25 protein-coding genes and 1 tRNA gene are annotated in these 26,264 nt (G+C 65.3%); 12 read left to right on the top strand and 14 right to left on the bottom strand.

Annotated elements, in window-relative coordinates; genetic code table 11:
- Positions 1-45: 45 nt before the first annotated feature.
- Positions 46-714 (top strand): Crp/Fnr family transcriptional regulator, encoded by a 669-nt coding sequence (locus AC1DP9_RS07395; RefSeq protein ID WP_092292105.1) that lies wholly within the window; start codon positions 46-48, stop codon positions 712-714.
- Positions 715-760: 46 nt separating this feature from the next.
- Here AC1DP9_RS07395 and AC1DP9_RS07400 read toward each other — a convergent pair whose 3' ends face one another.
- Positions 761-1,615: a 3-hydroxybutyryl-CoA dehydrogenase gene (locus AC1DP9_RS07400; RefSeq protein WP_144199048.1), complete on the bottom strand. Its 855-nt coding sequence runs from the start codon at positions 1,613-1,615 to the stop codon at positions 761-763.
- Positions 1,616-1,666: 51 nt separating this feature from the next.
- Positions 1,667-2,095, bottom strand: a complete 429-nt coding sequence (locus AC1DP9_RS07405; protein WP_092291535.1) for an HIT family protein — start codon at positions 2,093-2,095, stop codon at positions 1,667-1,669.
- Positions 2,096-2,322: 227 nt separating this feature from the next.
- Between AC1DP9_RS07405 and AC1DP9_RS07410 the strand changes: the two genes are divergently transcribed.
- From AC1DP9_RS07410 to AC1DP9_RS07425, 4 genes are all read left to right on the top strand, one after another.
- Positions 2,323-2,775, top strand: coding sequence for a DUF3304 domain-containing protein (locus AC1DP9_RS07410; RefSeq protein ID WP_477106951.1), 453 nt, complete (start codon positions 2,323-2,325; stop codon positions 2,773-2,775).
- Positions 2,776-2,900: 125 nt separating this feature from the next.
- Positions 2,901-3,251, top strand: a complete 351-nt coding sequence (locus tag AC1DP9_RS07415; protein ID WP_222944701.1) for a DUF3304 domain-containing protein — start codon at positions 2,901-2,903, stop codon at positions 3,249-3,251.
- A 14-nt stretch (positions 3,252-3,265) separates the two neighbouring features.
- Positions 3,266-3,727 (top strand): DUF3304 domain-containing protein, encoded by a 462-nt coding sequence (locus AC1DP9_RS07420; RefSeq protein ID WP_477106952.1) that lies wholly within the window; start codon positions 3,266-3,268, stop codon positions 3,725-3,727.
- A 94-nt stretch (positions 3,728-3,821) separates the two neighbouring features.
- Positions 3,822-5,351, top strand: a complete 1,530-nt coding sequence (locus AC1DP9_RS07425) for a T6SS phospholipase effector Tle1-like catalytic domain-containing protein (protein WP_477106953.1) — start codon at positions 3,822-3,824, stop codon at positions 5,349-5,351.
- Positions 5,352-5,378: 27 nt separating this feature from the next.
- On the opposite strand, the gene icmF is transcribed toward AC1DP9_RS07425, so the two are convergent.
- On the bottom strand, positions 5,379-8,693 hold the full coding sequence (gene icmF / locus AC1DP9_RS07430; RefSeq protein WP_477106954.1) for a fused isobutyryl-CoA mutase/GTPase IcmF: 3,315 nt from the start codon (positions 8,691-8,693) through the stop codon (positions 5,379-5,381).
- Between the two features lie 234 nt (positions 8,694-8,927).
- A complete protein-coding gene (locus AC1DP9_RS07435) occupies positions 8,928-9,266 on the bottom strand; it encodes a DUF2917 domain-containing protein (RefSeq protein ID WP_477106955.1) in 339 nt (112 codons plus the stop codon).
- Positions 9,267-9,442: 176 nt separating this feature from the next.
- Between AC1DP9_RS07435 and AC1DP9_RS07440 the strand changes: the two genes are divergently transcribed.
- Positions 9,443-10,849, top strand: coding sequence for an aminotransferase-like domain-containing protein (locus AC1DP9_RS07440; RefSeq protein ID WP_477106956.1), 1,407 nt, complete (start codon positions 9,443-9,445; stop codon positions 10,847-10,849).
- 10 nt (positions 10,850-10,859) lie between these two features.
- On the opposite strand, the gene AC1DP9_RS07445 is transcribed toward AC1DP9_RS07440, so the two are convergent.
- Positions 10,860-12,269: an amino acid permease gene (locus AC1DP9_RS07445; protein ID WP_477105986.1), complete on the bottom strand. Its 1,410-nt coding sequence runs from the start codon at positions 12,267-12,269 to the stop codon at positions 10,860-10,862.
- Between the two features lie 150 nt (positions 12,270-12,419).
- On the opposite strand from AC1DP9_RS07445, the gene AC1DP9_RS07450 reads away from it, so the two are divergent.
- The 3 genes from AC1DP9_RS07450 to AC1DP9_RS07460 all read left to right on the top strand — a co-directional run bounded on the left by AC1DP9_RS07450 (position 12,420) and on the right by AC1DP9_RS07460 (position 14,191).
- Positions 12,420-12,836, top strand: coding sequence for a WapI family immunity protein (locus AC1DP9_RS07450; protein WP_477106957.1), 417 nt, complete (start codon positions 12,420-12,422; stop codon positions 12,834-12,836).
- A gap of 227 nt (positions 12,837-13,063) precedes the next feature.
- A complete protein-coding gene (locus AC1DP9_RS07455; RefSeq protein ID WP_144199062.1) occupies positions 13,064-13,894 on the top strand; it encodes an RNase A-like domain-containing protein in 831 nt (276 codons plus the stop codon).
- 6 nt (positions 13,895-13,900) lie between these two features.
- A complete protein-coding gene (locus tag AC1DP9_RS07460; protein ID WP_144199064.1) occupies positions 13,901-14,191 on the top strand; it encodes a contact-dependent growth inhibition system immunity protein in 291 nt (96 codons plus the stop codon).
- 57 nt (positions 14,192-14,248) lie between these two features.
- On the opposite strand, the gene AC1DP9_RS07465 is transcribed toward AC1DP9_RS07460, so the two are convergent.
- Together AC1DP9_RS07465 and aptA are read right to left on the bottom strand one after the other, a co-directional pair.
- On the bottom strand, positions 14,249-15,775 hold the full coding sequence (locus AC1DP9_RS07465; RefSeq protein WP_477106958.1) for a CoA-acylating methylmalonate-semialdehyde dehydrogenase: 1,527 nt from the start codon (positions 15,773-15,775) through the stop codon (positions 14,249-14,251).
- A 43-nt stretch (positions 15,776-15,818) separates the two neighbouring features.
- Complete coding sequence (gene aptA / locus AC1DP9_RS07470) at positions 15,819-17,150, bottom strand: omega-aminotransferase AptA (RefSeq protein ID WP_477106959.1); 1,332 nt, start codon at positions 17,148-17,150, stop codon at positions 15,819-15,821.
- A 299-nt stretch (positions 17,151-17,449) separates the two neighbouring features.
- Between aptA and AC1DP9_RS07475 the strand changes: the two genes are divergently transcribed.
- Entirely contained in the window at positions 17,450-18,883 is a 1,434-nt protein-coding gene (locus AC1DP9_RS07475; protein WP_092291510.1) for an aminotransferase-like domain-containing protein, read from the top strand.
- 11 nt (positions 18,884-18,894) lie between these two features.
- On the opposite strand, the gene AC1DP9_RS07480 is transcribed toward AC1DP9_RS07475, so the two are convergent.
- Positions 18,895-19,482, bottom strand: coding sequence for an acyloxyacyl hydrolase (locus tag AC1DP9_RS07480; protein WP_255370706.1), 588 nt, complete (start codon positions 19,480-19,482; stop codon positions 18,895-18,897).
- A 445-nt stretch (positions 19,483-19,927) separates the two neighbouring features.
- Positions 19,928-20,806, bottom strand: coding sequence for an alpha/beta fold hydrolase (locus AC1DP9_RS07485; RefSeq protein ID WP_477106960.1), 879 nt, complete (start codon positions 20,804-20,806; stop codon positions 19,928-19,930).
- A gap of 171 nt (positions 20,807-20,977) precedes the next feature.
- On the opposite strand from AC1DP9_RS07485, the gene AC1DP9_RS07490 reads away from it, so the two are divergent.
- On the top strand, positions 20,978-21,895 hold the full coding sequence (locus AC1DP9_RS07490; protein WP_477106961.1) for a LysR family transcriptional regulator: 918 nt from the start codon (positions 20,978-20,980) through the stop codon (positions 21,893-21,895).
- Between the two features lie 105 nt (positions 21,896-22,000).
- Positions 22,001-23,002: a CDF family Co(II)/Ni(II) efflux transporter DmeF gene (gene dmeF / locus AC1DP9_RS07495; RefSeq protein ID WP_477106962.1), complete on the top strand. Its 1,002-nt coding sequence runs from the start codon at positions 22,001-22,003 to the stop codon at positions 23,000-23,002.
- Positions 23,003-23,017: 15 nt separating this feature from the next.
- Here the strand turns inward: dmeF and AC1DP9_RS07500 are convergent, their stop codons facing one another.
- From AC1DP9_RS07500 to AC1DP9_RS07520, 5 genes are all read right to left on the bottom strand, one after another.
- Complete coding sequence (locus AC1DP9_RS07500; RefSeq protein ID WP_477106963.1) at positions 23,018-24,001, bottom strand: quinone oxidoreductase family protein; 984 nt, start codon at positions 23,999-24,001, stop codon at positions 23,018-23,020.
- A 93-nt stretch (positions 24,002-24,094) separates the two neighbouring features.
- Positions 24,095-24,538 carry a GNAT family N-acetyltransferase gene (locus AC1DP9_RS07505; protein ID WP_092291498.1) on the bottom strand — a complete coding sequence of 148 codons (444 nt, stop codon included), beginning with the start codon at positions 24,536-24,538 and terminating at the stop codon, positions 24,095-24,097.
- Positions 24,539-24,891: 353 nt separating this feature from the next.
- A tRNA-Cys gene (locus AC1DP9_RS07510) sits at positions 24,892-24,966 on the bottom strand.
- 95 nt (positions 24,967-25,061) lie between these two features.
- On the bottom strand, positions 25,062-25,550 hold the full coding sequence (bfr, locus tag AC1DP9_RS07515; RefSeq protein WP_092291496.1) for a bacterioferritin: 489 nt from the start codon (positions 25,548-25,550) through the stop codon (positions 25,062-25,064).
- Positions 25,551-25,802: 252 nt separating this feature from the next.
- The gene (locus AC1DP9_RS07520; RefSeq protein ID WP_092291494.1) at positions 25,803-26,258 is read right to left on the bottom strand and encodes a PA2169 family four-helix-bundle protein; all 456 of its coding nucleotides are present in this window, start codon (positions 26,256-26,258) and stop codon (positions 25,803-25,805) included.
- Positions 26,259-26,264: the final 6 nt, after the last annotated feature.

The following is a 26,264-nucleotide window of genomic DNA, read 5'->3' on the forward strand; positions in this document are numbered from 1 at the left end:
CCGATGACAATTCCGGGTTAATCCCTACGGGAGCACCGAGTGGCGATTTCCCATGATTTCATCGACCGTTGCGCCTGGGCCGTGGACCTCAGCCCGGCCCAGCGCGAGCGTGTCAAACGCGTGACTACCGTGCGCGAGTACAGCCAGGGCGACTATGTCTGCCACAAGGGCGACCTGGCCGAACACTGGCTGGGGGTGGTGGAAGGCATCATCAAGATCACCACGGTGTCGCCCTCGGGCAAGTCGGTGACCTTCACCGGCGTGCCGACCGGCGGCTGGTTCGGCGAAGGCGCGGTGCTGAAGTCGGAAATCCGCAAATACGACGTGATGGCGCTGCGCCGCTCGCGCATCGCGTTCATCCCGCGCGAGACTTTTCAGTGGCTGCTGGATACCAGCCTGCCGTTCACGCGCTTCCTGCTGATGCAGTTCAACGAGCGGCTCGGGCAGTTCATTGCGGCGGTGGAGTACGAACGGCTGCTGGACATCGATTCGCGCGTGGCGCGCGCGGTGTCGTCGCTGTTCAATGAACACCTGTATCCGGGGCTGGGGAATACGCTGGAGATCTCGCAGGAGGAGATCGGCCTGCTCGCCGGCATCTCGCGGCAGCGCGCCAACCAGGCGCTGAAGGTGCTGGAACAGCAGGGGCTGGTGAGGGTGGACTACGGGGTGATCGAGGTGCTCGACCTGGAGGGACTGCGGCAGTACGGGGAGTGAGTCCCCCTCCCGCCCGGAGACGGCGAGAGGGGGCAAGGCAATCGGCTTACTTGCTGTACACGTAAACCCCACGCCCGGTCTTGCGGCCGAGGTAGCCCGCCGCGACCATCTCGCGCATCAGCATCGCCGGACGGTACTTCGGATCGGCGAACTCGGTGTAGAGCACTTCCATCACCGCCAGCATCGTATCCAGGCCGATCATGTCCGCCAGCGCCAGCGGCCCGATCGGATGATTGCAGCCCAGCTTCATCCCCTCGTCGATTTCCTCCGGCGACGCCAGGCCCTCGCCCAACACGCAGAACGCCTCGTTGATCATCGGGCAGAGAATGCGGTTCACCACGAAGCCCGGGCTGTTCTTCACCGTGATCGGATACTTGCCCAGCCGCTTGGCCAGCTCTTCGACGTCCGCATGCGTGGCATCGCTGGTCTGCAGGCCGCGAATCAGTTCCACCAGCGCCATCATCGGCACCGGGTTGAAGAAGTGCATGCCGATGAAGTGGTCCGGGCGCGAGATCGCCGCAGCCAGCTTGGTGATCGAGATCGACGAGGTGTTCGACGCCACGATCACGTGCGCGCCGACGATGCTGTCGATCTGCTTGAGGATCTTGAGCTTCAGCTCATGGTTCTCGGTGGCGGCCTCGATGACGATATCGGCCTTCTTGAGGTCGTCGTAGGCGGTGCTGCCGTGGATGCGCGCCAGCGCTGCCGCCTTGTCGGCCTCGGTCGCCTTCTCCTTCTTGATCAACCGGTCCATGCTGCCGGCCACCGTGGCGATGCCCTTCTGCACGGCGGCGTCGCTGATATCGACCATCACCACGTCCAGGCCAGCCACCGCGCAAGCCTGGGCGATGCCGTTGCCCATCGTGCCGGCACCGACGATGCCTACTGTCTTGATTGCCATGTCGAACTTCCTTGTGTCGTTACGTGTATCCGGGAATGAAATCGGGACCGATCAGGCCGGCAGCTTCGCCAGCGCCGCGATTACGCGCTCGGCGTGCTCCTTGAGCACGGCCATGTCCTGCTGCTCGCGCGCATGGCCGCGAATCGGCTGGTCCGCGTAGCGCGGCACGATGTGGAAATGGATGTGCGGCACGGTCTGTCCCGCCGCCACGCCGTTGAACTGGGTGATGACCATGCCGTCCGGCTGGAAGGCCTCGCGCACGGCACGCGCCACGCGCTGCGTGGACTTGATCGCCGCCGCCGCACCGGCCTCGGACAGGCCGAACAGGTCCACTGCCTGCTCCTTCGGCACGACCAGCGCGTGGCCGTCGGTCTGCGGCATGATGTCCATGAACGCGATGGTGTCAGCGTCCTCGTAGATCTTGAAGCACGGGAGTTCGCCGCGCAGGATGCGGGCGAAGATGTTCTGGTTGTCGTACATGGGATCAGGGCCCTCCTTCTGCGTGGCTTGGACCCGCGCAAGGATGGCGCGCGGCAACCTTCGAGTGTAGCGCAGCGCGCGCCTACACAACGTCTCCATCAATGGGAATCGTAGTTCGATGAAATCAACGTCCTTGCTGATCTCCCGCAGCAAGTGAACGTTCACGCATTTTCAGTGCCCCGGTCAGCGTTTAAGGTGCAATGCCATGGCAACCGGGGGATTCATCGATGGCACACGCAATCGGCCGTACTGCAGGGTGGAAGGGAACGCTTCGTCTGGCGCTGCTGGCGGGGCTGTGCCTGCCGCTGACAGGATGCACCGAAGACCAGATGGGACTGGACATTCTTGGATACAACCATACCGACCGCAGCATCTACAGCTTCGGCGTCAATGAGTATGGCGGCGGCTACTTGGGAGCACACACCGGTGGTGGAAAATTTACGTGTTGCATGAGCATTCCGCGTGCCTACAAGTCAGGCATGACGGTAACCGTCTGGTGGAGCGATTGGGGTGGGGAAAACGCCATGGAGCGCGTCGTGGAAGTGCCACGGTATGGCCCGGATGAAGGCGGACATTCTGCCGTGCATTTCCTGCGCAGCGGCGAGGTCAAGGTGTTCGTCACCATGATGGGCCTCGGGCATCCGGACTATCCGCTCAAGGGTGAGGATGCCGAACTGTGACAAAGACTCTATCCATGCCTGCCGATACGCGTCATCGCCGCGAAACGAAATGGTTCCCCTCAGTCTGGCGTCTTTGCCTATTGGCCGGGCTGTGCTTGCCACTGACAGGATGCACCGAAGACCAGATGACGTTGAATCTGGTGGGCCACAACCATACCAACAGGAGCATCTACAGTTTTGGCGTCAACGAATATGGCGGTGGCTACCTGGGAGCACACCGCGGCGGCGGGGGACATACCTGTTGCATCAGCATTCCACGCGCCTACCGACCTGGGATGACGGTCACTGTCTGGTGGAGTGACTGGGGTGGGGAAAACGCCATGGAGCGCATTGTGGAAGTGCCACGGTATGGACCAGATGAAGGCGGTGCATTTGCCGTGCATTTTCTGCGCAGCGGGGAGGTCAAGGTGTTCGTCACCATGATGGGCTACTGGCATCCCAACTATCCGCTCAAGGGTGAGGATGCCGAACTGTGACAAAGACTTCGTCCATGCCTGCCAATACGCGTCATCGCCGCGAAACGAAATGGTTCCCCTCAGTCTGGCGTCTTTGCCTATTGGCCGGGCTGTGCCTGCCACTGACCGGATGCACCGAAGACCAGATGACGTTGAGTCTGGTGGGCTACAACCACACCGACAGGAGCATCTACCGCTTTGGGGTCAACGAGTATGGCGGCGCGTACTTGGGAGCACATCGTGGCGGCGGAAAATTCACCTGTTGTACAAGCATTCCACGCGCTTACAAGCCGGGTATGACGGTAAAGGTCTGGTGGAGCGATTGGGGTGGAGAAAACGCCATGGAGCGCGACGTGGAAGTGCCACAGTATGGCCCCGACGAGGGCGGCCGGTTCGCTGTCCATTTCCTGCGCGGCGGCGAGGTTAAGGTGTTCGTCACCATGATGGACCTCAGTCATCCCGACTATCCGCTTAAAGGCGACGAAGCCAAATTGTGAAGTACATCCGAGCCTGAGCAATATGCCATACAACCTTACGATACCTGCACCGATGCCTGCGAATGGACAGCGCGAACTTTCGCCACGAGAAACGATGCAGCGAGCGCGGGTAATGGCCTGTGTTTACAAGCGCGACCCGGCGCAGTGCCAGGGCCAGGTGTTTGTCAGTCTGTTCTTCGATGGCACGGGCAACAACAAGGATTGGAACGAGCCTGGGCTTGGCTGCACACAAGCGGAGGCGAATAAGCACAGCAATGTCGCGCGCCTGTATGACGCGTGCATAGACAAGCGGGAAGAGGGCATCTTCGCCCATTACATTCCGGGCGTTGGCACGCCATTCAAGGAAATTGGCGACTATGGCGGTCCGCTAGGGCTGGGGGCCGGATTTCGCGGTGCCAATCGCATTCACTGGGCGATTCTCAGCGTATTGAATTCGGTGCACGTCTATCTGACACAGGTCGACATGCTCCCAGATCACGTGATGAGAGCCGTCGTATCAGGCATGAGCTATGACCCGAATGATCCCATGCGCAAGCTCGCGTTCAAGACCTGGGAGAACAAACTGGCGAAAGTGGTGGCAGACCGCGAGCGCAAGGTCACGCGGATCAATGTCGCGGTGTTCGGCTTCTCTCGCGGTGCCGCCGCAGCCCGCGCATTCGCCCATTGGCTGTTCGAATTTCTTGCGCAGAAGGATGGCGTTCATCGGCTGGCTGGCATACCGATTCGCATCCACTTCATGGGCCTGTTCGATACGGTCGCTGCAGTCGGCATCCCCGACGGCATCCCGGGCGCCGACGGCCATGGTTCCTGGGGCGCCCATATGGCCATCCACCCCGCCATCGAACAATGCGTGCATTTCATTGCCCTGCACGAACAGCGCGGCAGCTTTCCGCTGGAAATGGCGCGTGGCAAGCAGGTGGCTTACCCCGGCATGCATTCAGACGTGGGGGGCGGCTACCGGCCCGGTGATCAAGGCAAGGCGATGCCGGATTGGGGATTGTCACCGCAGTTATCGCAGATACCGCTGATCGACATGCACCACGCGGCGCTCGTCGGCGGTGTGCCGCTGTTGTCATCCGATGAAATCCAGGAGGACCCCGGCCTCGCCAGGGCCTTCCATTGCTCCCCGGACCTGATCGCCACCGTCAATGACTTCTATGCGACCTGTGGCATCGCGCCAAGTGCCACCGGCAAGCCGGCAACGCAAGCCTTCCTCGAGGCGCATACCCATCAGTACCTGCAATGGCGCAGCGGCCTGCACTTGCCGGGCCAGGCGCTGGAGCGACGCCGCTTCTACCAGCGGGCGAGAAAGGACCCCGACCAGATCGACCTGCGTGAAGGCGCCGAGGACTTTGCCACCCACCACCGAAGCTTGCGCGTGGCGATGCGTCCGCCTATTCCCGCAGGAGGCCGCGTAGGCCCAAGCATCGCCATCGCGCCGCGCGTGGATGCCGCCACGGCTCGCCTGCTGGCAGCACTGGAAGCGCCGGGCGCCCTGCCACCAAGCGTGCACAAGCTCATGGACGACTACATCCACGACTCGCGGTGCGCGTTCCGACCCACCGGAAAGATGGAGTCCACGGCGCGGACAAACGGCTACTTCCGCTACCGCACCTTCTTCTAGCGTTGCGTCGGCTGCCTGCATCCACTCCTACATGTTGCGCCGATACTGCCCGCCGACCTCGAACAGCGTGTGCGTGATCTGCCCTAACGAGCACACGCGCACGGCGTCCATCAGCACTGCGAACACGTTCTGGTTGGCGATCACGGCCTGGCGCAGCCGCTCCAGCATCGCCGGGGCGTCCGCCGTGTGGCCCTGCTGGAATTCCGCCAGGCGGTTCAGCTGGCTCTGCTTCTCCTCCTCGCTCGAACGCGCCAGCTCCAGCTTCTGCGGCGTCGGGTCCCCTTCCGGATTGCGGAACGTGTTCACGCCGATGATCGGCAGCGTGCCGTCGTGCTTCAGCTGCTCGTAGTACATCGACTCCTCCTGGATCTTGCCGCGCTGGTAGCCGGTTTCCATCGCCCCGAGCACGCCGCCGCGCTCGGCGATGCGCTCGAACTCCTGCAGCACGGCCTCTTCCACGAGGTCGGTCAACTCCTCGATCAGGAAGCTGCCCTGATTCGGGTTCTCGCACTTCGCCACGCCCCATTCGCGGTTGATGATGAGCTGGATCGCCAGCGCGCGGCGCACCGATTCGCCGGTCGGCGTGGTGATCGCCTCGTCATAGGCGTTGGTATGCAGCGAGTTGCAGTTGTCGTAGATGGCGATCAGCGCCTGCAGCGTGGTGCGGATGTCGTTGAAGTCGATTTCCTGCGCGTGCAGCGAGCGTCCCGACGTCTGGATGTGGTACTTGAGCTTCTGGCTGCGGTCGTTGGCGCCGTACTTGTCGCGCATCGTCACGGCCCAGATGCGGCGCGCCACGCGGCCGAGCACGCTGTACTCGGGGTCCATGCCGTTCGAGAAGAAGAACGACAGGTTCGGCGCGAAGTCGTCGATATGCATGCCGCGCGCGAGGTAGGCCTCCACGTAGGTGAAGCCGTTCGAGAGCGTGAACGCGAGCTGGGAGATCGGGTTCGCGCCGGCCTCGGCGATGTGATAGCCCGAGATCGACACCGAGTAGAAATTGCGCACCTGATGGTGGACGAAGTACTCCTGGATGTCCCCCATCACCTTCAGCGAGAACTCGGTGGAAAAGATGCACGTGTTCTGGCCCTGATCCTCCTTGAGGATGTCTGCCTGCACCGTGCCGCGCACGTTCTGGAGCACCCAGGCGCGGATCTTCGATTCCTCGTCGGCGGTCGGCTCGCGGCCGTTGTCGACGCGGAACTTGTCCAGCTTCTGGTCGATGGCGGTGTTCATGAACATCGCCAGGATGGTCGGCGCGGGTCCGTTGATCGTCATCGACACGGACGTGCTCGGACTGGTCAGGTCGAAGCCGTCGTAGAGCACCTTCATGTCGTCGAGCGTGGCGATGCTGACGCCCGAGTTGCCGACCTTGCCGTAGATGTCCGGGCGCAGGTGCGGGTCTTCGCCGTAGAGCGTGACCGAGTCGAACGCGGTGGAAAGGCGCTTGGCGTCCATCCCTTCCGACACCAGCTTGAAACGGCGATTTGTGCGGAATGCATCACCCTCACCAGCGAACATGCGGGTGGGGTCCTCGCCCTCGCGCTTGAACGCGAACACGCCGGCCGTGTACGGGAAGCTGCCCGGCACGTTCTCGCGCATCAGCCATTTCAGGATCTCGCCGTCGTCCTCGAAGCGCGGCAGCACCACCTTGCGGATCTTGGTGCCGGAGAGCGTGGTGGTCACCAGCCCCGTGCGGATCTCCTTGTCGCGGATCTTCACCACGTATTCGTCGCCGCTGTATGCCTGCTGCATCTGCGGCCACATCGCCAGCAGCTTGCGCTCCACGGCGCCGAGCGCGGCGTCACGGTCGGCGGCCAGCGTGTCCAGCGCGGCGGTATCGCCGCTGGCGTCGGACTGCTTCAGCATCGCCCCGGCGGCGCGCAGTTGCTGGCGCTCGCGCGCCAGCCGGCTCTGCTCGGCCACGCGGCGATGGTAGGCGCGCACGGTGTCGGCCAGCTCGGCAAGATAGCGGCTGCGCGCCGGCGGCACGATCACGTTCTGGCCGGTCGAGATCCGCCCGCTGGTGACCGGCAGCACGCCGGGCTTCAGCGCCAGGCCGCGCTCGGCGAGGGCGGCGGCCAGCCCCTGGTAGAGCATCGTCACGCCATCGTCATTGAAGCGCGACGCCTGCGTGCCATAGACCGGCATCTCGTCCGGCTTGCTGTGCCATTGCTCGCGGTTGCGCTGCACCTGCTTGGCTACGTCGCGCCAGGCGTCCTGCGCGCCCTTGCGGTCAAACTTGTTGATGGCGACGAAGTCGGCGAAGTCGAGCATGTCGATCTTCTCGAGCTGGCTCGCCGCGCCGAACTCGGGCGTCATCACGTACAGCGACAGGTCCACGTGCGGCACGATGGCCGCATCGCCCTGCCCGATCCCGGACGTCTCCACGATCACCAGATCGAAGCGCGCCGCCTTGCAGGCGGCAATCACGTCCGGCAGCGCCTGGGAAATCTCCGAGCCGGCCTCGCGCGTGGCCAGCGAGCGCATGAAAACGTGCGGATGGTTGATCGCGTTCATGCGGATGCGGTCGCCCAGCAGCGCGCCGCCGGACTTGCGCCGCGACGGGTCGATCGAGATCACCGCGACCGACAGCGCGTCCTGCTGGTCCAGCCGGAAACGGCGGATCAGCTCGTCCGTCAGCGACGACTTGCCGGCACCGCCCGTCCCCGTAATGCCGAGTACCGGCGTGGTGGCGGTCTTCGCCTGGGCATGGAGGGTCTCGACCAGCGCCGGGTCGGCGCGGCCGTTCTCGAGCGCGGTCATCAGCTGGGCCAGCGCGCGGCGGTCGCCGCCGGCCACGGCATCAAGCGAGGTGGGCGCGTAGCGGGTCAGGTCGATGTCGCAGCGCTGCACCATGTCGGCGATCATGCCGGCCAGGCCCATGCGCTGGCCGTCCTCGGGACTGTAGATGCGCGCCACGCCGTAGGCCTGCAGTTCGCGGATCTCGTCCGGCACGATCACGCCGCCGCCGCCGCCGAACACCTGGATGTGCTCGCCGCCGTGCTCGCGCAGCAGATCGATCATGTATTTGAAGTATTCGACGTGCCCGCCCTGATAGCTGGAGATGGCGATGCCCTGGGCGTCTTCCTGCAGCGCGGCGGTCACCACCTCGTGCACGGAGCGGTTGTGCCCCAGGTGGATCACCTCGCAGCCGTGGGACTGGAGGATGCGCCGCATGATGTTGATCGAGGCGTCGTGGCCATCGAACAATGACGCGGCGGTCACAAACCGCACCTTGTTGGTCGGCGAGGCGGGCGTGCTCGGCGTAGTGGCGCCCTTGCCCGTGGCTGCGCGCGCCTTGGGCGCCGCGGTCCTGCTCACATCGGAAAGATCAGTCATTGTCTCCACCGCTGGGATATGTGGCTGGCGTGCCACGCGCCGGCGGTTCTGACGACCGCACTGACGGGGCCGGACGATTATATGACGTTTACGTTAACGTAAGGCAAGGCGGGCAGGAAGGCTGCGCGCCAAGGGTCATGGCGGCATCCTCGCATGCCGGGAGGGATTGGACTAGCGGGGTTGGCCCGGATGGATCGCGGCAGGCACTTGCCCGCCGCGCGGCGTTGCGGAGGCTCAGGCGCTGATCTGCGGGCAGTCGCCGAAGGCGTCCGTCTTGCGGGCGCGCCAGCGGCGCAGCAGTTGCCGGGCGATGGCGGCGGCACGTTGGAGCGAGAGCGGCGCGGGGGTCTCGGCCAGTTGGAAGCGGGCCAGCAGCGACTCGCCCGACAGCCAGACCTGCGCGCCCTCGGGTAGCGCGAAGATGTCGCCCGGCCGCAGCCAGATATCGGCGGCCTGCCCTTCGATGGTCAGCCACAGCCGGCCTTCGAGCACGGCAACGCTCTGGCCATGCCGGACGCGCCAGCTCACGGGCTTGCCCGGTTCATCGAGTTCAAAGGTCCTGAGTTCACGCATGGGGGTCTCCTTGTTCTGCCCGGCGGAGCGGCGTCGAAGGACAACGCGGACGCCTCCGCCACGCTTCCATTATTCATGGCGAGGATTACAATCCCATGCACAGTTCCGAACAGTTTTCGATGAACTGTTCAGTAGTTTTTGCTGACAGTTCGCCGCCACGCCCCGCCGCCCCCGCCATGAAGCTCGTCCTCGACCCCTCCACCGGTGTACCGCTGACCGAGCAGATCGTGCTCGCCGTCAAAGCCTGGATCAGCTCGCGCGAGGCACTGCCCGGCGCCCGCCTGCCATCGATCCGCCAGCTGGCCGCCGAGCACAACATCAGCCGCTTCCCGGTCATCGAGGCCTACGACCGACTGGTCTCGCAGGGCCTGCTCGATTCCCGGCAGGGCTCGGGCTTCTATGTGGCGGACAGCACGCTGGCCGGCCGCAGCGGCCGGGGCTGGTCCGACCCGAGCCTGGCCGAAGACCTGTCGGTCCATATCATCGACCAGTTCCACCACCCCAGCGGCGCGCTGAAGCTGGCTGGCGGCTTCGTGCCCGAGGAATGGCGCGATGTGGAGGGGCTGACGCAGGCCATCCGCCATATCACCCGGCATGACATCGACAGTGTGATCCACTACGCCACGCCGCTCGGCCACCCGGAGCTGCGCAAGCAAGTGCTCACGCGCGTGCGGCAGGTGGGCGTGCAGGCCGAGCTGTCGCAGGTGCTGATCACCACTGGGGCCAGCCAGGCGCTCGACCTCGTCGTGCGGCACCTGCTCAAGCCTGGCGACACCGTGTTCGTCGAAGACCCCGGCTACTACAACCTGTTCGGCCTGCTGCGGCTGCACGGTGTGCAGCTGGTGGGCGTGCCGCACACTCCGAACGGCCCCGATCCGGAAGCCTGCGAGCGCCTGCTGCGCGACCACAAGCCCAAGCTGTTCTTCACCAACAGCATTCTCCAGAACCCCACTGGCTCCACGCTGACGCCGCCGGTGGCGTTCCGCCTGCTCGAACTGGCGCGCAAGCACAACTTCCGCTTCGTCGAGGACGACATCTTCTCGGACTTCCAGCTCACGTTCACCGACCGGCTGGCCACGCTCGATCAGCTCGAGCACGTCATCTATATAGGCGGATTCTCAAAGACCGTGTCGGCGGCGCTGCGCGTGGGCTACCTCGTGGCCGACAAGGCGCTGGTCAAGGACCTGATCGACGTGAAGGTGTTGACCAGCGTGGCCGGCTCGCATTTCGCCGAAGCCGTGACGGCGACGATGCTGGAACGCGGCGCCTATCGCAAATATGTGGAGCGGCTGCGCGTGCGCACCCGCGAGGTGACCGCCGACGCGGTGAAGATCCTCGGCGAGAGCAACTGGGACGTGTTCTGCGAGCCGGCGGGCGGCAACTTCCTGTGGGCCCGGCCGCGCGGCATGGCCGACTCGCGCGACCTCGTCACGCTCGGCGAGCAGTACGGGATCGCGCTGGCGCCGGGGCACTTCTTCCGCCCGGCCGGCGAGACCACGCCCTGGGTGCGCATCAACTCGGCCTATGCCGGCGAGGCGCGCTCGCGGGCGTTCCTGGCCGATGCCGGGTCGAGGGACGCGTAACCTCCAGTCGCTAGCCCTCCGCGTCGCCGCCGTGGTTGTGCAGCACGGCGTTGCGGCGCGAGTAGGCGAAGTAGACCACCAGCCCGAGCGCGAGCCAGCACAGGAAGGCGACCCACGTCAGCCATTGCAGGTGCGCCATCAGGAACAGGCAGAACCCCACCGCCAGCAGCGGCACCACCGGCACGCCGGGGCAGTGGAAGCCGCGCGGCAGGTCCGGCCGGGTGCGGCGCAGCACCAGGATGGCAATCGAGATCAGCGTGAAGGCCGCCAGCGTGCCGATATTGATCAGCTCGGCCAGCACGTTCAGCGGCACAAAGCCGGCGATAGCGGCGAAGATCAGCCCGACCGTCCAGGTGGCGACGAACGGCGTGGCGTGCACGGGATGGACGGCCGAGAGCGCCTCGGGCAGCAGCCCATCGCGCGACATCGCAAAGATGATCCGCGTCTGCCCGTAGGTCATGACGAGGATCACCGTGGTCATGCCGAGGATGGCGCCGAGATCGACAAACCCCGCCACCCAGTTCTGCCCGGCGTACTGGAGCGCCAGCGACACCGGGTGATCGACCCCCGCGAACTTCGCGTACGGCACGATGCCGGTCATGATGGCGGCCACCACCACATAGAGAATGGTGCAGACCGCCAGCGAGCCGATGATGCCGATCGGCAGGTCCCGGCGCGGGTTGCGCACCTCCTCCGCCGCCGAAGTCACCGCGTCGAAGCCGATGAACGCGAAGAACACCAGCGCGGCGGCGTTGAAGATGCCGGTCATGCCGAACGGCGCGAACGGCTCCCAGTTGACCGGCCGCACATGCCACACGCCCACGACGATAAACAGGAGCACCACGCTGACCTTGATCGCCACCATCACGTTGTTGAGCCGCGCCGACTCGCGCACGCCGTAGGACACCACCCAGGTAATCGCCAGCATGATCAGCACCGCCGGCAGGTTCAGCATGGTCTCCACACCGGGCACCGCCCCCGGCGCCGCCGTGAGCGCCACGGGTAGCCGAATCCCGAATCCGGCCACCAGCGACTGGAAGTACCCCGACCACCCCACCGACACCGCCGACGTGGCCAGCCCATATTCGAGCAGCAGATCCCACCCTATCATCCACGCCACGATCTCCCCCAGCGTGGCGTAGCTATAGGTATAGATCGACCCCGACACCGGGATGGCCGACGCAAACTCCGCATAGCAGAGCGCCGCAAACCCGCACGCCATCGCCGCGATCACGAACGACACCGTCAACGCCGGCCCCGCCGTGAGCGCCCCGGTCCCCGTCAACACGAAGATCCCGGTGCCGATGATGGCGCCAATCCCCATCATCACCAGATCCACAGGCCCGAGCACCTTGCGCAACCCGTCGTGCGCGCTGACCTCGAGCATGGCATCGATGTTCTTGGTGCGAAACAGACTCATGGCGAGGGCTCCGACGGGGGTGGGTCAGATCATTGTTGTGCTTGGGGACGGTTTGGGGAAGGGGAATGTCGGCTGGGTCTCTCGCACGCATTGACTCCCTCTGATGACATTTTCAACATTTCAGTGCGTTGCGCTATGTACTATTGGCCCATGCTGACCCTTGACACAGACGACTTCAAGCTTCAAATCAGGCCGGTTTCCGCGCGGCGTGAAGAGCCGGGAGGCCCCTATCTCGAATGGATCGATGTCCGGATCGACTTGACTGCCCCGGGCATTCGCGCCGAGGGGGCATGGAGTGTCATGCCTGGGGAATTGCGGCAGTTTCAACAACAGCTGGAGACCATGCAAACCCAACTCCAGGTGGGACAAACAGCCGAGTTGGCAGGTGTTGAAGCTGGCTTTTCGCTGATATTGCGAACGCTTGATCAAGGGCAGATCATTGGCGACTGGCGGTTTCAGCCAGCACCACCCGTTGGCGCATGGATTACAGGGCAATGTGGGCCGGATCAGTCCTTCCTAGGCGAACTTCTGCGAGGGATCGACGCGCTTCTGTCCTTTTCTGGTTGAGCCATCTAGGCTGCCTCAATAAGAAACTGCGGAGTCCACACACCCGCCATTCCGCACTTCTCACCATCACTTCGCCACCGGCATCATGCAGCGCGTGTAGAACCAAGCCAGCCTCAGGCCACTGCAACATTTTCGTTACGAACCCGCGCGGTTTGAGATATCTCAAATGTGTCTGGCCGTTGAACAGCTAGCGTCGATCCTCCTTTTCTGACAGGAGGTAGGTTGCAATGGCTCAGTTGGACGAGATGGAAGGCGTGCGCGTAGTCCTGAGCGCGCCGCAGTTGGCTGCGGTGCTTGCGCATCGCTCGATCAGCCCCGCTGAAACGATGAGCAACCGCCTGTGGGGCGGCCTGGACATCGTCGGCGGCGTGCTGGAGATGGTCGGTGCCGGGGTGCTATGCATCGCACCGGAGCCGACCGGGGTCACCAAGGCAGGTTGCATCGCCTTTGGCATGCATGGCGCCGACACCGCCTGGCGGGGCATGCGGCAGGCATGGACCGGGCGCGACACGGCAACCCTGACCCAGCGGGGCGCCGCCAAGCTGGCCCACACAATGCGGGCGCCGCCCGATATGGCCAACAACATCGGGCTGTCGCTGGACATCGGCGTAGGCTTCGGGCTTGCGGGGATGTTGAAGGCCGCGCGGGTGGCGAGCATTACGCTGGGGCGCATCAATTTGATGCAGCATGAAGCGAAAACTGCGGGCGGCTTGGGCGGGCATACGATCCTGAAACACATCGGGCAAACTGAAGCCCAATTGCGCGCCCGTTTGGTACGGGAGTCGAAGCGGGGTAGGGTATCGACATTCACCAATCTGCACACTGCCGAATGGGCGATTTCCGACGTCATGCGTCGGGAGCAAAATCGAATAGCGGGATGGGCCGCCACCGGAAAAGGCCGACTGGTCCTCACATCTAGCTTGGGGAAACCTGTAGGGAAAGTGCTGTTTCGGAATTCAGGCAAGATGCATGACGCCACTAGCGTTACTGTAGTGCTGGAACCCGTCAGCTACAACGACATGCCGTTCTATATAGTGACGGCCTATACCGGACTTTGACTCCAGATGGCGACACCCAAATACCCTCAACTTTGGCACCTTATCATCGGCTACTTTAACGAGGACGCGGACATGTGGGGAGAAAATATCGAGGAAATCGTCGAGACCTACATGCGTCAATCGGATCCTGACATGCGCAAGAGCGTGATGCGCGAGATAGAAAACATAAAGGCAGACCACCCTTTCGATCTGGATGCAGCATTTGAGAATCTGTTTGGCGGTGAGCCTGACCCGGCGTTATGGGGTTACACCACGCAATCGTTCCTGAATGAGATTGCAAGGGTGCTTCGACAATAAAAAACGGCAGGGTCAAAACCCTGCCGTTTCGCACTTCTACGACCTTTCCCTACACCCTCACTTCGCCACCGGCATCGTGAATTCGGCGCCCTTGCCGATACTGTCGGGCCAGCGCTGCATGATGCTCTTGTAGCGCGTGTAGAACCGCACGCCTTCCTCGCCGTAGGCGTGGTGGTCGCCGAACAGGGAGCGCTTCCAGCCGCCGAACGAGTGCCAGGCCATGGGGACTGGAATCGGCACGTTGATGCCCACCATGCCGACCTGGATCTGGCGCGAGAATGCCCGGGCGATGCCACCGTCGCTGGTGTAGCACGACACGCCGTTGCCGAATTCGTGGCGGTTGATCAGGTCCACCGCTTCGGCGAAGTCGTGCACGCGCACCACGGACAGCACCGGGCCGAAGATCTCTTCCTTGTAGATCGTCATGTCCGGCTTCACGTTGTCGAACAGCGTGCCGCCGACGAAGAAGCCGCCGTCGTGGCCGTCCACCTTGTGGCCGCGCCCGTCCGTGACCAGCGTGGCGCCTTCGGCCTCGCCCTTGGCGATGTAGCCCTCGACCTTGGCCTTGTGCACGCCAGTCACCAGCGGGCCCATTTCGGCGTCGGCGTCCATGCCGTTGCGGATCTTCAGCGCGCGGGCGCGTTCGGCCAGGCGCGGCACGAGCTTGTCGGCCACGTCGCCCACCGCCACCGCGACCGAGATCGCCATGCAGCGCTCGCCGGCGGAGCCGTAGGCGGCACCGATCAGCGCGTCCACGGCCTGGTCCAGGTCCGCGTCCGGCATCACCACGAGGTGGTTCTTGGCGCCGCCCAGCGCCTGCACGCGCTTGCCGTGCCTGGTGCCTTCCGTGTAGATGTACTCGGCGATCGGCGTGGAGCCGACGAACGACAGCGCCTGCACGTCCGGGTGGGCCAGCAGCGCGTCCACGGCGGTCTTGTCGCCCTGCACCACGTTGAACACGCCATCGGGCAGGCCGGCCTGCTTGAGCAGGTCGGCGATCAGCAGGCTTGGCGAGGGGTCGCGCTCGGACGGCTTGAGCACGAAGGTGTTGCCGCACGCCAGCGCCACCGGGAACATCCACATCGGCACCATCACCGGGAAGTTGAACGGCGTGATGCCGGCCACCACGCCCAGCGGCTGGCGCAGGTTCCAGTTGTCGATGCCGCCGCCGATGTTGTCGGTGAAGTCGGTCTTGAGCAGGTTGGGGATGCCGCAGGCGAACTCCACCACCTCGATACCGCGCGTGACCTCGCCCTTGGCGTCCGAAAACACCTTGCCGTGCTCGCGCGTGATCAGCGCGGCCAGGTCGTCATGATGCTTGTCCAGCAGTTCCTTGAACTTGAACAGGATGCGCGCGCGGCGCAGCGGGGCCAGTTCGGACCATGCCGGAAACGCTGCCTTGGCGGCGGCCACGGCGGCACCGACGTCTTCGGCGCTGCCCAGCGCCACGCGCGCAGCCACCTCGCCGGTGGCGGGGTTGAATACTTCGGCGAAACGGCCGGTACCCTCGGCGGCGGCGCGGCGGACGCTACCGCCGATGTAGTGATGGATTTCGGCGATCTGCCGGTTTTCAGCGATGTTCACTGCGTCTTCCTCTCAGTCTGTCTTGGCGAGCCCCTGTACGGGCTTATTGCACGTCGTTCAGCACTTGCCTGACGGTATCGAACAACTGGTCGATCTCCGCCTCGGAAATGATCAGCGGCGGCGAGAACGCCAGGATGTCGCCGGTGTAGCGCACCAGCACGCCGCGCTCGAGGCATTTCAGGAAGGCCTCGTAGGCGCGCGCGCCCGGTGGGCCGGGGCGCGACTCCAGCTCCACGCCGGCCACCAGCCCCAGGTTGCGGATGTCCTTCACATGCGGCGCACCGCGCAGGCCATGCACGGCCGACTCGAACTTCGGCGCCAGTTCGGCGGCACGGCCGAACAGGTTGTCACGCTGGTACAGGTCCAGCGTGGCGATGGCCGCCGCGCACGCCAGCGGATGGCCGGAATAGGTATAGCCGTGCAGCAACTCGATGCCGTTCGGCGCGCCGGCGTTGACCACGGTGTCGTGCACGTCGCGGCGCACAGCCACGGCGCCCATCGGCACAGCGGCGTTGTTGATGGCTTTCGCCATCGTGATCAGGTCCGGCGTCACGTTGAAGCGCTCGGCGGCGGTGGCGGTGCCAAGGCGGCCGAACGCCGTGATGACCTCATCGAAAATCAGCAAAATGCCATGCTTGCTCGTGATCTCGCGCAGCTTCTMGAGATAGCCGACCGGCGGCACCAACACGCCTGCCGAACCCGCCAGCGGCTCGACAATCACTGCGGCCACGTTCGAGGCATCGTGCAGCGCGATGATGCGCTCGAGTTCATCGGCCAGGTGGGCGCCCCACTGCGGCTGGCCCTTCGAGTACGCAGCCTCGGCGATGTTCAGCGTGGCCGGCAGGTGGTCCGTGCCCGGCATCAGGTTGGCCGACCAGGTCTTGCGATTCGGGCCGATGCCGCCCACGGCCATACCGCCGAAGCCCACGCCGTGGTACCCGCGCTCGCGCCCGATGATGCGCGTGCGCTGGCCCTCGCCCCGCGCGCGGTGGTAGGCCAGGGCGATCTTCAGCGCCGTATCGACCGACTCCGAACCCGAGTTCGTGAAGAAAATGCGATCCAGCGTCTTCGGCATGATCGCGGCCAGCTTGGTGGCGGCCTCGAACGAGAGCGGATGGCCCATCTGGAACGGCGGCGCGTAGTCCAGCGTGGCGGCCTGCCGGGCGATGGCATCGACGATTTCCTTGCGGCCATGGCCGGCGGCCACGCACCAGAGGCCGGCACAGCCGTCCAGGACCTTGCGGCCGTCGTGGGTGGTGTAGTACATGCCGCTGGCCGAGGCCAGCAGGCGCGGAGCGGCCTTGTACTGGCGATTGGCGGTGAACGGCATCCACAGGGCATCCATATCGGGGATCACGGTCTTGGCGGCGTCCATACTTTCTCCTCAGCAATCAGGGGTAGGGGGCGCGGAGCGAAGCGCCCCGGCACGGATTCCGGCAACTCTACCGGCGCGGTCGGGCCGCACGAATATACGGTCGGGAGATCGCTGCCTTACCGTACAGTGTAGACAGCCTCGACTGTACAGATAGCGGATTGGGGCGCGAAGTCACGCGGCGGCCCGGATCGACGGTGATACGGCGCTTCACCGCTGCACCGCACCAATGGGAGAGGTGCCCGGTCGCGCGGCGCGGTAGCCAGTACACTGTACAGGTTTCGCGCCCTGTCGAGTGCCTGATGCTTAACCTGAACCTCGTCCGCAGCCGCCGTGGCGGCGACACCCTGACCGAACAGATCGTGGCCGGCATCGCCGCGCTGGTGGACCGCCGCGCGCTGCGTGCCGGCACCCCCCTGCCCTCGGTGCGCCGCTTTGCGCAGCAGCACAACGTCAGCACGTTCACGGTGGCGGAAGCCTACGGCCGGCTGACCGCGCTGGGCTACCTCGCGGCGCGCCCCGGCTCCGGCTACACGGTGGCGCACCGCCACGCGCCGGCCGGCCATGCCCGCGCGCCCCACTGGGAGGCGCCGGGGCTCAACGCCGCCTGGCTGCTTTCCGATGTGTTCGCCGACCATTCCGTGCCGATCAAGGCCGGCGCGGGCTGGCTGCCGGGCGACTGGCTCAACGAGGAAGGGCTGCACCAGGCCATGCGCAGCGCCGCGCGCGTGCCGGCCGCGCAGGTCTCGGGCTACGGCCATCCCTATGGCTTCGCGCCGCTGCGCGAGCACATCGCGGCGCATATGAGCCAGTACGGCATGCCGGTGCAGGCGCAGCAGGTGGTGCTGACCCAGGGCGCCACGCAGGCGCTGGACCTCGTGGTGCGCACGCTGCTGCGCCCTGGGGACACGGTCCTCGTGGAAGCGCCCTGCTATTGCAATCTATTGCAGATCCTGCGGCTGGCCGGGTTGCGCGTAGTGGGCGTGCCGCGCACGGCGGCCGGGCTCGATACCGACGCGCTCGAAGACGCCATCCGCCAGCACACCCCGCGCGCGCTGTTCGTCAACACGGTGTTGCAGAACCCCACCGGCGCCAGCCTGACGAGCATGAACGCCTTCCGCGTGCTGCAACTGGCCGAACAGCACCGGCTGCTGGTGGTGGAGGACGATATCTACCGCGAACTGGCTCCGGCCGGCTCGCCGATGCTGGCGGCGATGGACGGCCTCTCGCAGGTGGTCTACGTGAACGGATTTTCGAAGACCATCACGCCGTCGCTGCGCGTGGGCTACCTCGCGGCGAGCCCGGATCTGGCGAAGGCTTTCGCGCGGACCAAGATGGCGGTGGGACTGACCTCGTCCGAGGTCACGGAGCGACTGGTGTATTCCGTACTGACCAGCGGCCACTATGGCCGCCACGTGGCGGCTTTGGCCGAACGGCTACGCGCGCAACAGGATCGCGTGACGGAAAAGATGGAAGCGCACGGGCTGGAGGTGCTGCTGCGGCCCGAAGGGGGGATGTTCGCCTGGGCGCGGCTGCGGGGCGACGACGCGCCGCCCGCAAGCCGCCTCGCCACGCTGGCGCTGGACCACGGCATCTGGCTGGCACCGGGCTCGTACTTCGAGCCCGACGAGACCGATTCCCCGTGGATCCGCTTCAACGTGGCGACGAGCGACGCCCCGGCATTGTGGACATTCTTCGAGGCCTGCCGCGCCGGCCAACTGCCGCGCGCGGCCTAGCCCGAGACGCCTCAGAAGCGGTAACGCACGTACCCGGTGTAGAAGTTGCTGCCCGGGTTCGGCCCCTTGATGCTGGCGTTGGAGATGTGCTGGAAGCGGAAGCCCGCTTCCGTGTTGGCATTCTTGCCGAAGCCCACGCCGATACCGACCATGTCGGAGAACTGGAACGCCGTGCCCGAACGGTGTTCGTCGGACGTGCCGGTGTGGGACTGCACGCGCAGCCCCACCGACGCCTCGGCGAACGGCACGAAATAGCCACCGCGCTTTTCCACGCGCAGGATCGGCGATACGCCAAACTCGAACAGGTTCTGCTGGTTGGTGCCGCTACGTGCATCCCATCCGGCGACGTTGAATTCGCCCTGCAGGCGGAACAGCCAGCCTTGCGGATTGCCGTACTGGATTGGGGTGTTGAAGTTCAGCCCGAGTTCGTATTTGTTGATGTTATGGCCGGGATCACGGCCATAGGCCACGTGCACGGCGGGATGGCTCCAGCCAACCAGTTCCTCGGCGCTGGCGGCCGACGTGGCGCCCGCGGCCAGCGCGGCAACGGCAAGAGTCCGGGTGATAAACAGGGTACGAGCGGAGAGGGCGGAATGCATGCGGCGTTCTTGTTGTTCTGTCTTCATGAGGAGGACTACGAAGAGAGATGGCTCGACAACACAACTCGGCGCGATTGACGGGCCCTGCCCGCTCCCGAGAAGGAACGCGGGCGATCAGGCCCAGAGTCGCTCGACCAACCAGCTCGCGGCAACGCAAATTCCGAGCCAGACGGCGAGGCAACCTGCAATAAATCGGTACGTCATTGTGGAAAGGGACTTCTGAGGGGGTCTTGGAATGGAAATGTGCGCGGATTATACATCCATCCGTGAATGTATGTTTGCCCCGAACTCTGCCGAGTCAAACACTGCGCAGTCAGACCATGCCAAAAGTCCTCAGTTCGCCATAATGCCAGTGAGCGGCGAACCGTGCACTGTGCCGAGCGCGGCGGATCGTACAACACACTGTTCCCCCGACGCACACAATCTGTGCCGATAACGACGCCCGTCAGCCGCGCAGGAACGGCAGCACTTCCGCAAGTAGCTGTTCCGGCACTTCCTCCGCAATATAGTGACCGCTCGGCAAGGCATGACCCGTCACCCGGCGGGCCACCTTGCGCCACTCCTCCAGCGGCTGGAAGCACTTGCCGACCGCGCCGTCGGCGCCCCACAGGGCCAGCATTTCGCACTCCACCTGGCGTCCGGCCTCGGCGTCGGCGCGATCATGCTCCAGGTCGATGCCGGCGCTGGCGCGATAGTCCTCGCACAGGCCGTGGGCGGCGCCGGGCAGCTTCAGGCAGCGCAGGTACTCGGCCAGCGCGGCCTCGGTGAACGGGGCGAGGCCGGCGCTGCGCGAGCCCATGGTCTGGCGCAGGTAGAGGTCGGGGTCGGCCTCGATCAGCGTTTCGGGGAACGGGGTGGGCCGGATCAGGAAGAACCAGTGCCAGTAGGCGCGCGCGAAGGCTTCCGAGGTCTGGGCATACATCGCCAGCGTCGGGGCGATGTCCAGCGTGACGAGCTTTTCCACGGCCTGCGGGTGGTCGAGCGCCAGCCGGTGCGCCACGCGTGCCCCGCGATCATGGGCCAGCACGCGGAACCGCTCGAAGCCGAGCGCCCGCATCACCGCCATCTGGTCGGCCGCCATGGTCCGCTTGCTGTAGTTCGCGTGATCCGGCAGGCCGACGGGCTTGCCGCTGTCGCCATAGCCACGCAGGTCCGTGGCCACCACCGTGAAATGCCGGGCCAGCTCGCCAGCCACCTTGTGCCAGATCACATGCGTTTGCGGATGGCCATGCAGCAGCAGCAGCGGCGGGCCCTCCCCGCCGACCACGACGTGAATCGCCACGCCCTGGCTGTCGATCCGGTGTGTTCTGAATCCTTCAAACATCGGCTGTCTCCTTGGTCCTTGATGCGTCGATGCGTCAATGTGGCAAGCCGTGCCATGGTAGTCGCCGCGCATGGGATGCGCATCGGCGGGCAGTGTAATCGCGGAATCCATCGCTATAATTGCGCGAACCGAACTTCATTCGTGCGCTCGATTCACGAATTGCCGCCACCCATGGACGCCTTCTCGGATCTCGCCTTCTTCGTCCTGCTGGTCAAGCGCGGCAGCCTAGCCGGCGCGGCGCAGCAGCTTGGCGTCACGCCCTCGGCCGCCAGCAAGCGGCTGGCGGCGCTGGAGGCGCGGCTGGGCGTGAGACTGCTCAACCGCACCACGCGCCGGCTGTCGGTCACGCCCGAGGGCGAGTCCTACCTGGCCCAGGGCGGGCGCATCCTGGCCGAGCTGGAGGAACTCGAACAGGGCCTCGGCGGCAGCCGGGTGGCGCCGCGCGGGCTGCTACGGGTGAACGCGACGCTCGGATTCGGCAGGCGCCACATCGCCCCGCTGGTCAGCGACTTCCTGCAGGTCTATCCCGATGTCGAAGTCCAACTGCAACTGACCGACCGGGCGATGAACCTTGCCGAGGAAGGCTACGACGTCGGCATCCTCCTCGGCGACCTGCCCGATGCGCGGCTCAACGCCCGCCTGCTCGCGCCGAACCGCCGGCTGCTGTGCGCGTCGCCGGCCTACCTCGCGCGGCACGGCGAGCCGGCCTCGCCGCGCGCATTGCAACAGCATCGTTGCATTGTGATCCGCGAGAGCGAATCGGCCTACGGTACGTGGCATCTCCAGTCGGCCGGCCGGCAGGAGACCGTGAAGGTGCGCGGCCATGCCGCGACCAACGATGGCGAGGCGGCGGCGAACTGGGCGCTCCAGGGGCATGGCATCGTGCTGCGTTCGGAGTGGGAGGTGGCGCCGCTGCTGCGCTCGGGCCGGCTGCGGCAGGTGCTGGCCGACTGGGCCTCGCCGCCGGCGGACATCTACGCCGTGTATCTCACGCGCGACAAACTTTCGGCCCGCGTGCGTGCCTTTGTCGACTTTCTGGCCGAACGGCTCGGCGCGTACGAGCAGACCGCGCCCTATCACGGCTGGTAGCCGGCGCGGCTACCCCTGCCGGCGGCAGGGTGGCGGGTGACCGGGCGCGCCATGACTGGTACGCTTGGACAGCGCCCCCCAAACCACTCCAGACTCCCTCCCGACATGCACACGCACGATCTGTCCGCGTGGACCCATTCCCACGTCTTCAATGCCGGCAATCCGGCAGCCGAGCGCAGCACGCGCCTGGTCATGTGGATCACGCTCGCCACCATGGTGGTGGAGATTGCCGCCGGCCTCTGGTTCAACTCGATGGCCCTGCTGGCGGACGGCTGGCACATGAGTTCCCACGCGCTGGCGATCGGCCTCTCGGCCTTCGCCTACGCCGCCGCGCGCCGGCTGGCCAACGATGCCCGCTTCACCTTCGGCACGTGGAAGATCGAGGTGCTGGCGGCCTTCGCCAGTTCCATCGTCCTGCTGGGCGTGGCCGCGCTGATGATCGCCGGCTCGGTCGAACGGCTATTCACCCCGCAGGCCATCCACTACCAGGAGGCGATGGCCGTCACCGCCATCGGCCTGCTCGTGAACCTGGGCTGCGCGTTCATCCTCGGCGGCGCGCACCATCACGGGCACGATCATGGCCATGCGCATGCGCACGATCACCACGGACATGCCGATCACCATCATCACGACATCAATCTGCGTTCGGCCTATATCCACGTGATTGCCGATGCGGCCACCTCGGTGCTGGCCATCGTGGCGCTGGCCGGCGGCTGGTGGCTGGGCTGGAGCTGGCTCGATCCGGTGATGGGGCTGGTGGGCGCGGCGCTGGTCGGTCGCTGGGCGATCGGGCTGATGCGGCAGAGCGGCACGGTGCTGCTGGACCGCGAGATGGACCACCCGGTTGTGGACGAAGTGCGAGAGGTGCTGGCCGAGTTCCAGCACGGAGAAGACGGCACGCGCGTGACCGACCTGCACGTCTGGCGCGTGGGCCGCGAGCAGTTCGCCTGCATCGCCAGCCTGGTCACGCACGACGCCACGCTCACGCCGCAGCGCGTGCGGCAGGCGCTATCGATCCATGAGGAGCTGGCCCACGTGAGCGTGGAGATCGGCCTGTGCGATGACGGGGCACCGCGCCGGGCGGCCCGTCATCGTCATCCGCACTAGTCGAAACCCGTCGAATTACGGCAGCAGCAGGATGGCGCCGGTGGTCTCGCGGCGCTCGGCGGCCTCGTGCGCGCGGGCGACCTCGGCCAGGGGGAAGCGGGCGCCGATCTCCACCTTCACCTGGCCGGCGGCGATGGCATCGAACAGGTCCTTCGCATTGGCGCGGAAGCGGGCCGGGTCCGCGTTGTGCGGGAACACCGAGGGCCGGGTCAGGAACAGGCAGCCCTTCTTGTTCAGGATTTCCGGCTCGATGGCCGGCGCCGGGCCGGACGCCCCGCCGTACAGCACCACCAGTCCGAAGGTCTGGGCGCAATCGAGCGAGCCCATGAAGGTGTCCTTGCCCACGGCGTCGTAGACCACGGTCACGCCCTGGCCGCCGGTGGCGTCGCGCACCTGCTTGACCCAATCCGCCTGCTTGTAGTCGATGGCGATGTCGCAACCCGCCGCGCGGGCGCGCTCGCACTTGGCCGGGCCGCCGGCCGTGCCGATCACGCGCGCGCCGAGCGCCTTGGCCCAGCCTGCCAGGATCTGGCCCACGGCACCGGCGGCGGCGTGGACCAGGACCGTGTCACCGGGCTTCACGGCGTGCGTATGGCGCACCAGATATTGGGCGGTCATGCCCTTGAAGATCACGGCGGCAGCCTGCTCGTCGCTGAGGTTGTCGGGCAGCTTGACCAGCTTGTCCGCAGGTACGTTGCGCGCTTCGGCGTAGGCGCCGAGGCCGGCGTTCATGTACGCCACGCGATCGCCCACGGCGATGTCCGTCACGCCCGCCCCCACCGCCTCCACCACGCCGGCCGCCTCGTGGCCGAGCCCCGTGCCCACCGGCAGCGGATAGGTGCCGCGGCGCTGGTACACATCGATGAAGTTGAAGCCGATGGCGGTATGCCGCACGCGCGCCTCGCCGGCCGCCGGCGCCGGCAGCTCGACCGGCGTGAGCTGCATCACTTCGGGCGCGCCGAATTCCTGGAGGCGGATGGCACGGACAGTGGTCGTCATGGGGTCTCCCTGGTCAGGCTTGCAGAATTGGAGCCCCGATTATTGTCGCTTTTGTAAAACCTTGCCGAAGGCGGGCCAATCAAGGAAAAACCATCAGGTCAGCACCGCGCACATGCACAACGCGCTGGTGTTGCGCAGGCGCTGGAATTCCTCACTCTCGAGGACTTCTGGGGGCAGCTTGGAGGCGTGGATCAGCGAGAAACCGTAACGGGCGAAGTAGCTCGGGCAACTCGAGGTCAGGAGCACCGCGCGGCGCGTGCCGTTGGCGCGGGCACGCATCATCACCGCGTTGACGAGGTGGCTGGCCACGCCCTGGTCGCGCCATTCGCGCAGCACGGCCACCGAGCGGACGATGGCCGTATCGCCGAAGCGCTCGGCGCAGGCGCAGCCGACCAGCTCTGACTCCATCAGGGCCACGTGGAACTCGCCCACCAGACGCGGCAGTTCGTCCACCGGCAGGTTGCAGCGCTCGAGCACTGCCGCGATGGCAGGCATATCCGACGGCTGCGCCGCACGCACTCGCAGATCTTTAATCATCGGGAGCCTCTGTTTCTCTCATCGTCTGGGGACGGAAACGCCATGGAAGCCCTGCATGGTGAACCCTGCCTCACGTGCTGACACTTGGTGCACGCGCGGCAAAACATTATCGCAATCGGGGCGCTATATCCACAGGGAAACTCCGCGTTGCGGCGTACTCAACGCTTGCGGCGTATCTGCCTGCGGAACGAGCATGAAATGCGCCAGCGGCTCGGCGTTATCTGCCAAATGCCCGGCAGAAGATGATAGTCCTTCCAGATGACAGATTGGTCAGATCCGGCGAAGGCAATGAACGAGGGAGAACAGGAGGGAAAGCAGGAGGGAAAGCAGGAGGGAAAACGGCAGGAAGGAGATGGAGGCGGGGATACGGAATCGAACCGTCGTAAACGGCTTTGCAGGCCGTCGCATCACCACTCTGCCACCCCGCCCCGGAGTCTGGACGCCCTGGCGGGCGCCTTGCATTCAGTGTGCGGGGCGCAGTGTAGCCGAAGATCTGGAACTCTGCAGAGCGCCTGCCTGCCGACTAGGCGTCGGACTCGCCCAGCTCGCCCATCGCGGATTGCAGGTAGTTCTGCACGCCGACCTTGCGCACGAGTTCCAGCTGCGTCTCGATCCACTCGATGTGGTCCTCGGTGTCCGAGAGGATATCGGTCACCACATCGCGCGACACATAGTCGCTAATCGACTCGAAGTACTTGATCGCATCCTTGCAGCTCGTCTGGGACAGCAACTCCACCTTCAGGTCGCCGCCGAGCATCTCCTCGACGTTCTCCCCGATGAGCAATTTGTCCAGATCCTGGAGGTTGGGCAGGCCGTCGAGCATCAGGATGCGCTCGATCAACTTGTCCGCGTGCTTCATCTCCTCGATGGACTCCTCGTACTCATGCTTGCCCAGCGCGCTCAACCCCCAGTGCCGGTACATGCGCGCGTGCAGGAAATACTGGTTGATCGCGGTCAGCTCGTGACGCAGCTGGCCGTTCAGTAACTGGATGGCTTTCTTGTCGCCTTTCATGACATTGACCCCAAAACGCCTGCACACCACGGTGGACGATTTTCATGTTAATAGCCGAGGCCAGAAGATCAAGCATACATAGGGAAAATCGCGTTAATAAATCCCTTGCCAGACGGGGCTTTACGACACGATGCGGATGATTTTGCGGATGATTGCGATTCCGATTCAGCTACCTTTCGGCACGCGCGAACATAATCCTCAATGCAAAAGGCGCCTCCCTAGGGAAGCGCCTTCGTGCCGATCCGGAAGCGGTTATTCGCCGCTCGCGCGATAGCGGTTACGCAGATCGCGGATCAGGTCGTGGTTACGCAGCACCCCCTGGTACTGGCGCTCGATCAGCGCGCGGATGTCGAAGCTCAGGTCGGTTTCCTGGAGCGCATCGCCATACTTCTTCTTGGCGACGTCCTCGCCCTTCTCGGTTTCCTCGAGGATGGCGAGGTCCGTGCGGTCGGCCACCGCGCTGCGCAGGCTCACCCAGCCGCGATGCAGCGCACCGGCCACGCTGCCGTGGTCCTCGGGCTTGCCGCCGAGGGCCATCACCTGGCTCTGCAACTCGCGCACCGCCGCGCCGCACTCGGTGGCACGGCTTGAGAACAGCGTCTTCAGTTCCGGATTCTTGGCGTCCTCGGCCGCCTTGCGGAAGCCCTCCTCGCCATCGCGCGAGACTTCGATCAAATCGTTCAGTACGGAAACGTTGTTGTCAGCCATTGTTGG

It is taken from the genome of Cupriavidus sp. 01L43, assembly GCF_056399925.1.

What these genes read in the sequence shown, in the direction of transcription:
- AC1DP9_RS07400 (WP_144199048.1), bottom strand. Translation starts at nt 1,615, where the DNA reads ATGGCAATCAAGACAGTAGGCATCGTCGGTGCCGGCACGATGGGCAAC.
- AC1DP9_RS07405 (WP_092291535.1), bottom strand. Translation starts at nt 2,095, where the DNA reads ATGTACGACAACCAGAACATCTTCGCCCGCATCCTGCGCGGCGAACTC.
- AC1DP9_RS07410 (WP_477106951.1), top strand. Translation starts at nt 2,323, where the DNA reads ATGGCACACGCAATCGGCCGTACTGCAGGGTGGAAGGGAACGCTTCGT.
- AC1DP9_RS07415 (WP_222944701.1), top strand. Translation starts at nt 2,901, where the DNA reads ATGACGTTGAATCTGGTGGGCCACAACCATACCAACAGGAGCATCTAC.
- AC1DP9_RS07420 (WP_477106952.1), top strand. Translation starts at nt 3,266, where the DNA reads ATGCCTGCCAATACGCGTCATCGCCGCGAAACGAAATGGTTCCCCTCA.
- AC1DP9_RS07425 (WP_477106953.1), top strand. Translation starts at nt 3,822, where the DNA reads ATGCAGCGAGCGCGGGTAATGGCCTGTGTTTACAAGCGCGACCCGGCG.
- icmF (WP_477106954.1), bottom strand. Translation starts at nt 8,693, where the DNA reads ATGACTGATCTTTCCGATGTGAGCAGGACCGCGGCGCCCAAGGCGCGC.
- AC1DP9_RS07435 (WP_477106955.1), bottom strand. Translation starts at nt 9,266, where the DNA reads ATGCGTGAACTCAGGACCTTTGAACTCGATGAACCGGGCAAGCCCGTG.
- AC1DP9_RS07440 (WP_477106956.1), top strand. Translation starts at nt 9,443, where the DNA reads ATGAAGCTCGTCCTCGACCCCTCCACCGGTGTACCGCTGACCGAGCAG.
- AC1DP9_RS07445 (WP_477105986.1), bottom strand. Translation starts at nt 12,269, where the DNA reads ATGAGTCTGTTTCGCACCAAGAACATCGATGCCATGCTCGAGGTCAGC.
- AC1DP9_RS07450 (WP_477106957.1), top strand. Translation starts at nt 12,420, where the DNA reads ATGCTGACCCTTGACACAGACGACTTCAAGCTTCAAATCAGGCCGGTT.
- AC1DP9_RS07455 (WP_144199062.1), top strand. Translation starts at nt 13,064, where the DNA reads ATGGCTCAGTTGGACGAGATGGAAGGCGTGCGCGTAGTCCTGAGCGCG.
- AC1DP9_RS07460 (WP_144199064.1), top strand. Translation starts at nt 13,901, where the DNA reads ATGGCGACACCCAAATACCCTCAACTTTGGCACCTTATCATCGGCTAC.
- AC1DP9_RS07475 (WP_092291510.1), top strand. Translation starts at nt 17,450, where the DNA reads ATGCTTAACCTGAACCTCGTCCGCAGCCGCCGTGGCGGCGACACCCTG.
- AC1DP9_RS07480 (WP_255370706.1), bottom strand. Translation starts at nt 19,482, where the DNA reads ATGCATTCCGCCCTCTCCGCTCGTACCCTGTTTATCACCCGGACTCTT.
- AC1DP9_RS07485 (WP_477106960.1), bottom strand. Translation starts at nt 20,806, where the DNA reads ATGTTTGAAGGATTCAGAACACACCGGATCGACAGCCAGGGCGTGGCG.
- AC1DP9_RS07490 (WP_477106961.1), top strand. Translation starts at nt 20,978, where the DNA reads ATGGACGCCTTCTCGGATCTCGCCTTCTTCGTCCTGCTGGTCAAGCGC.
- dmeF (WP_477106962.1), top strand. Translation starts at nt 22,001, where the DNA reads ATGCACACGCACGATCTGTCCGCGTGGACCCATTCCCACGTCTTCAAT.
- AC1DP9_RS07500 (WP_477106963.1), bottom strand. Translation starts at nt 24,001, where the DNA reads ATGACGACCACTGTCCGTGCCATCCGCCTCCAGGAATTCGGCGCGCCC.
- AC1DP9_RS07505 (WP_092291498.1), bottom strand. Translation starts at nt 24,538, where the DNA reads ATGATTAAAGATCTGCGAGTGCGTGCGGCGCAGCCGTCGGATATGCCT.
- bfr (WP_092291496.1), bottom strand. Translation starts at nt 25,550, where the DNA reads ATGAAAGGCGACAAGAAAGCCATCCAGTTACTGAACGGCCAGCTGCGT.
- AC1DP9_RS07520 (WP_092291494.1), bottom strand. Translation starts at nt 26,258, where the DNA reads ATGGCTGACAACAACGTTTCCGTACTGAACGATTTGATCGAAGTCTCG.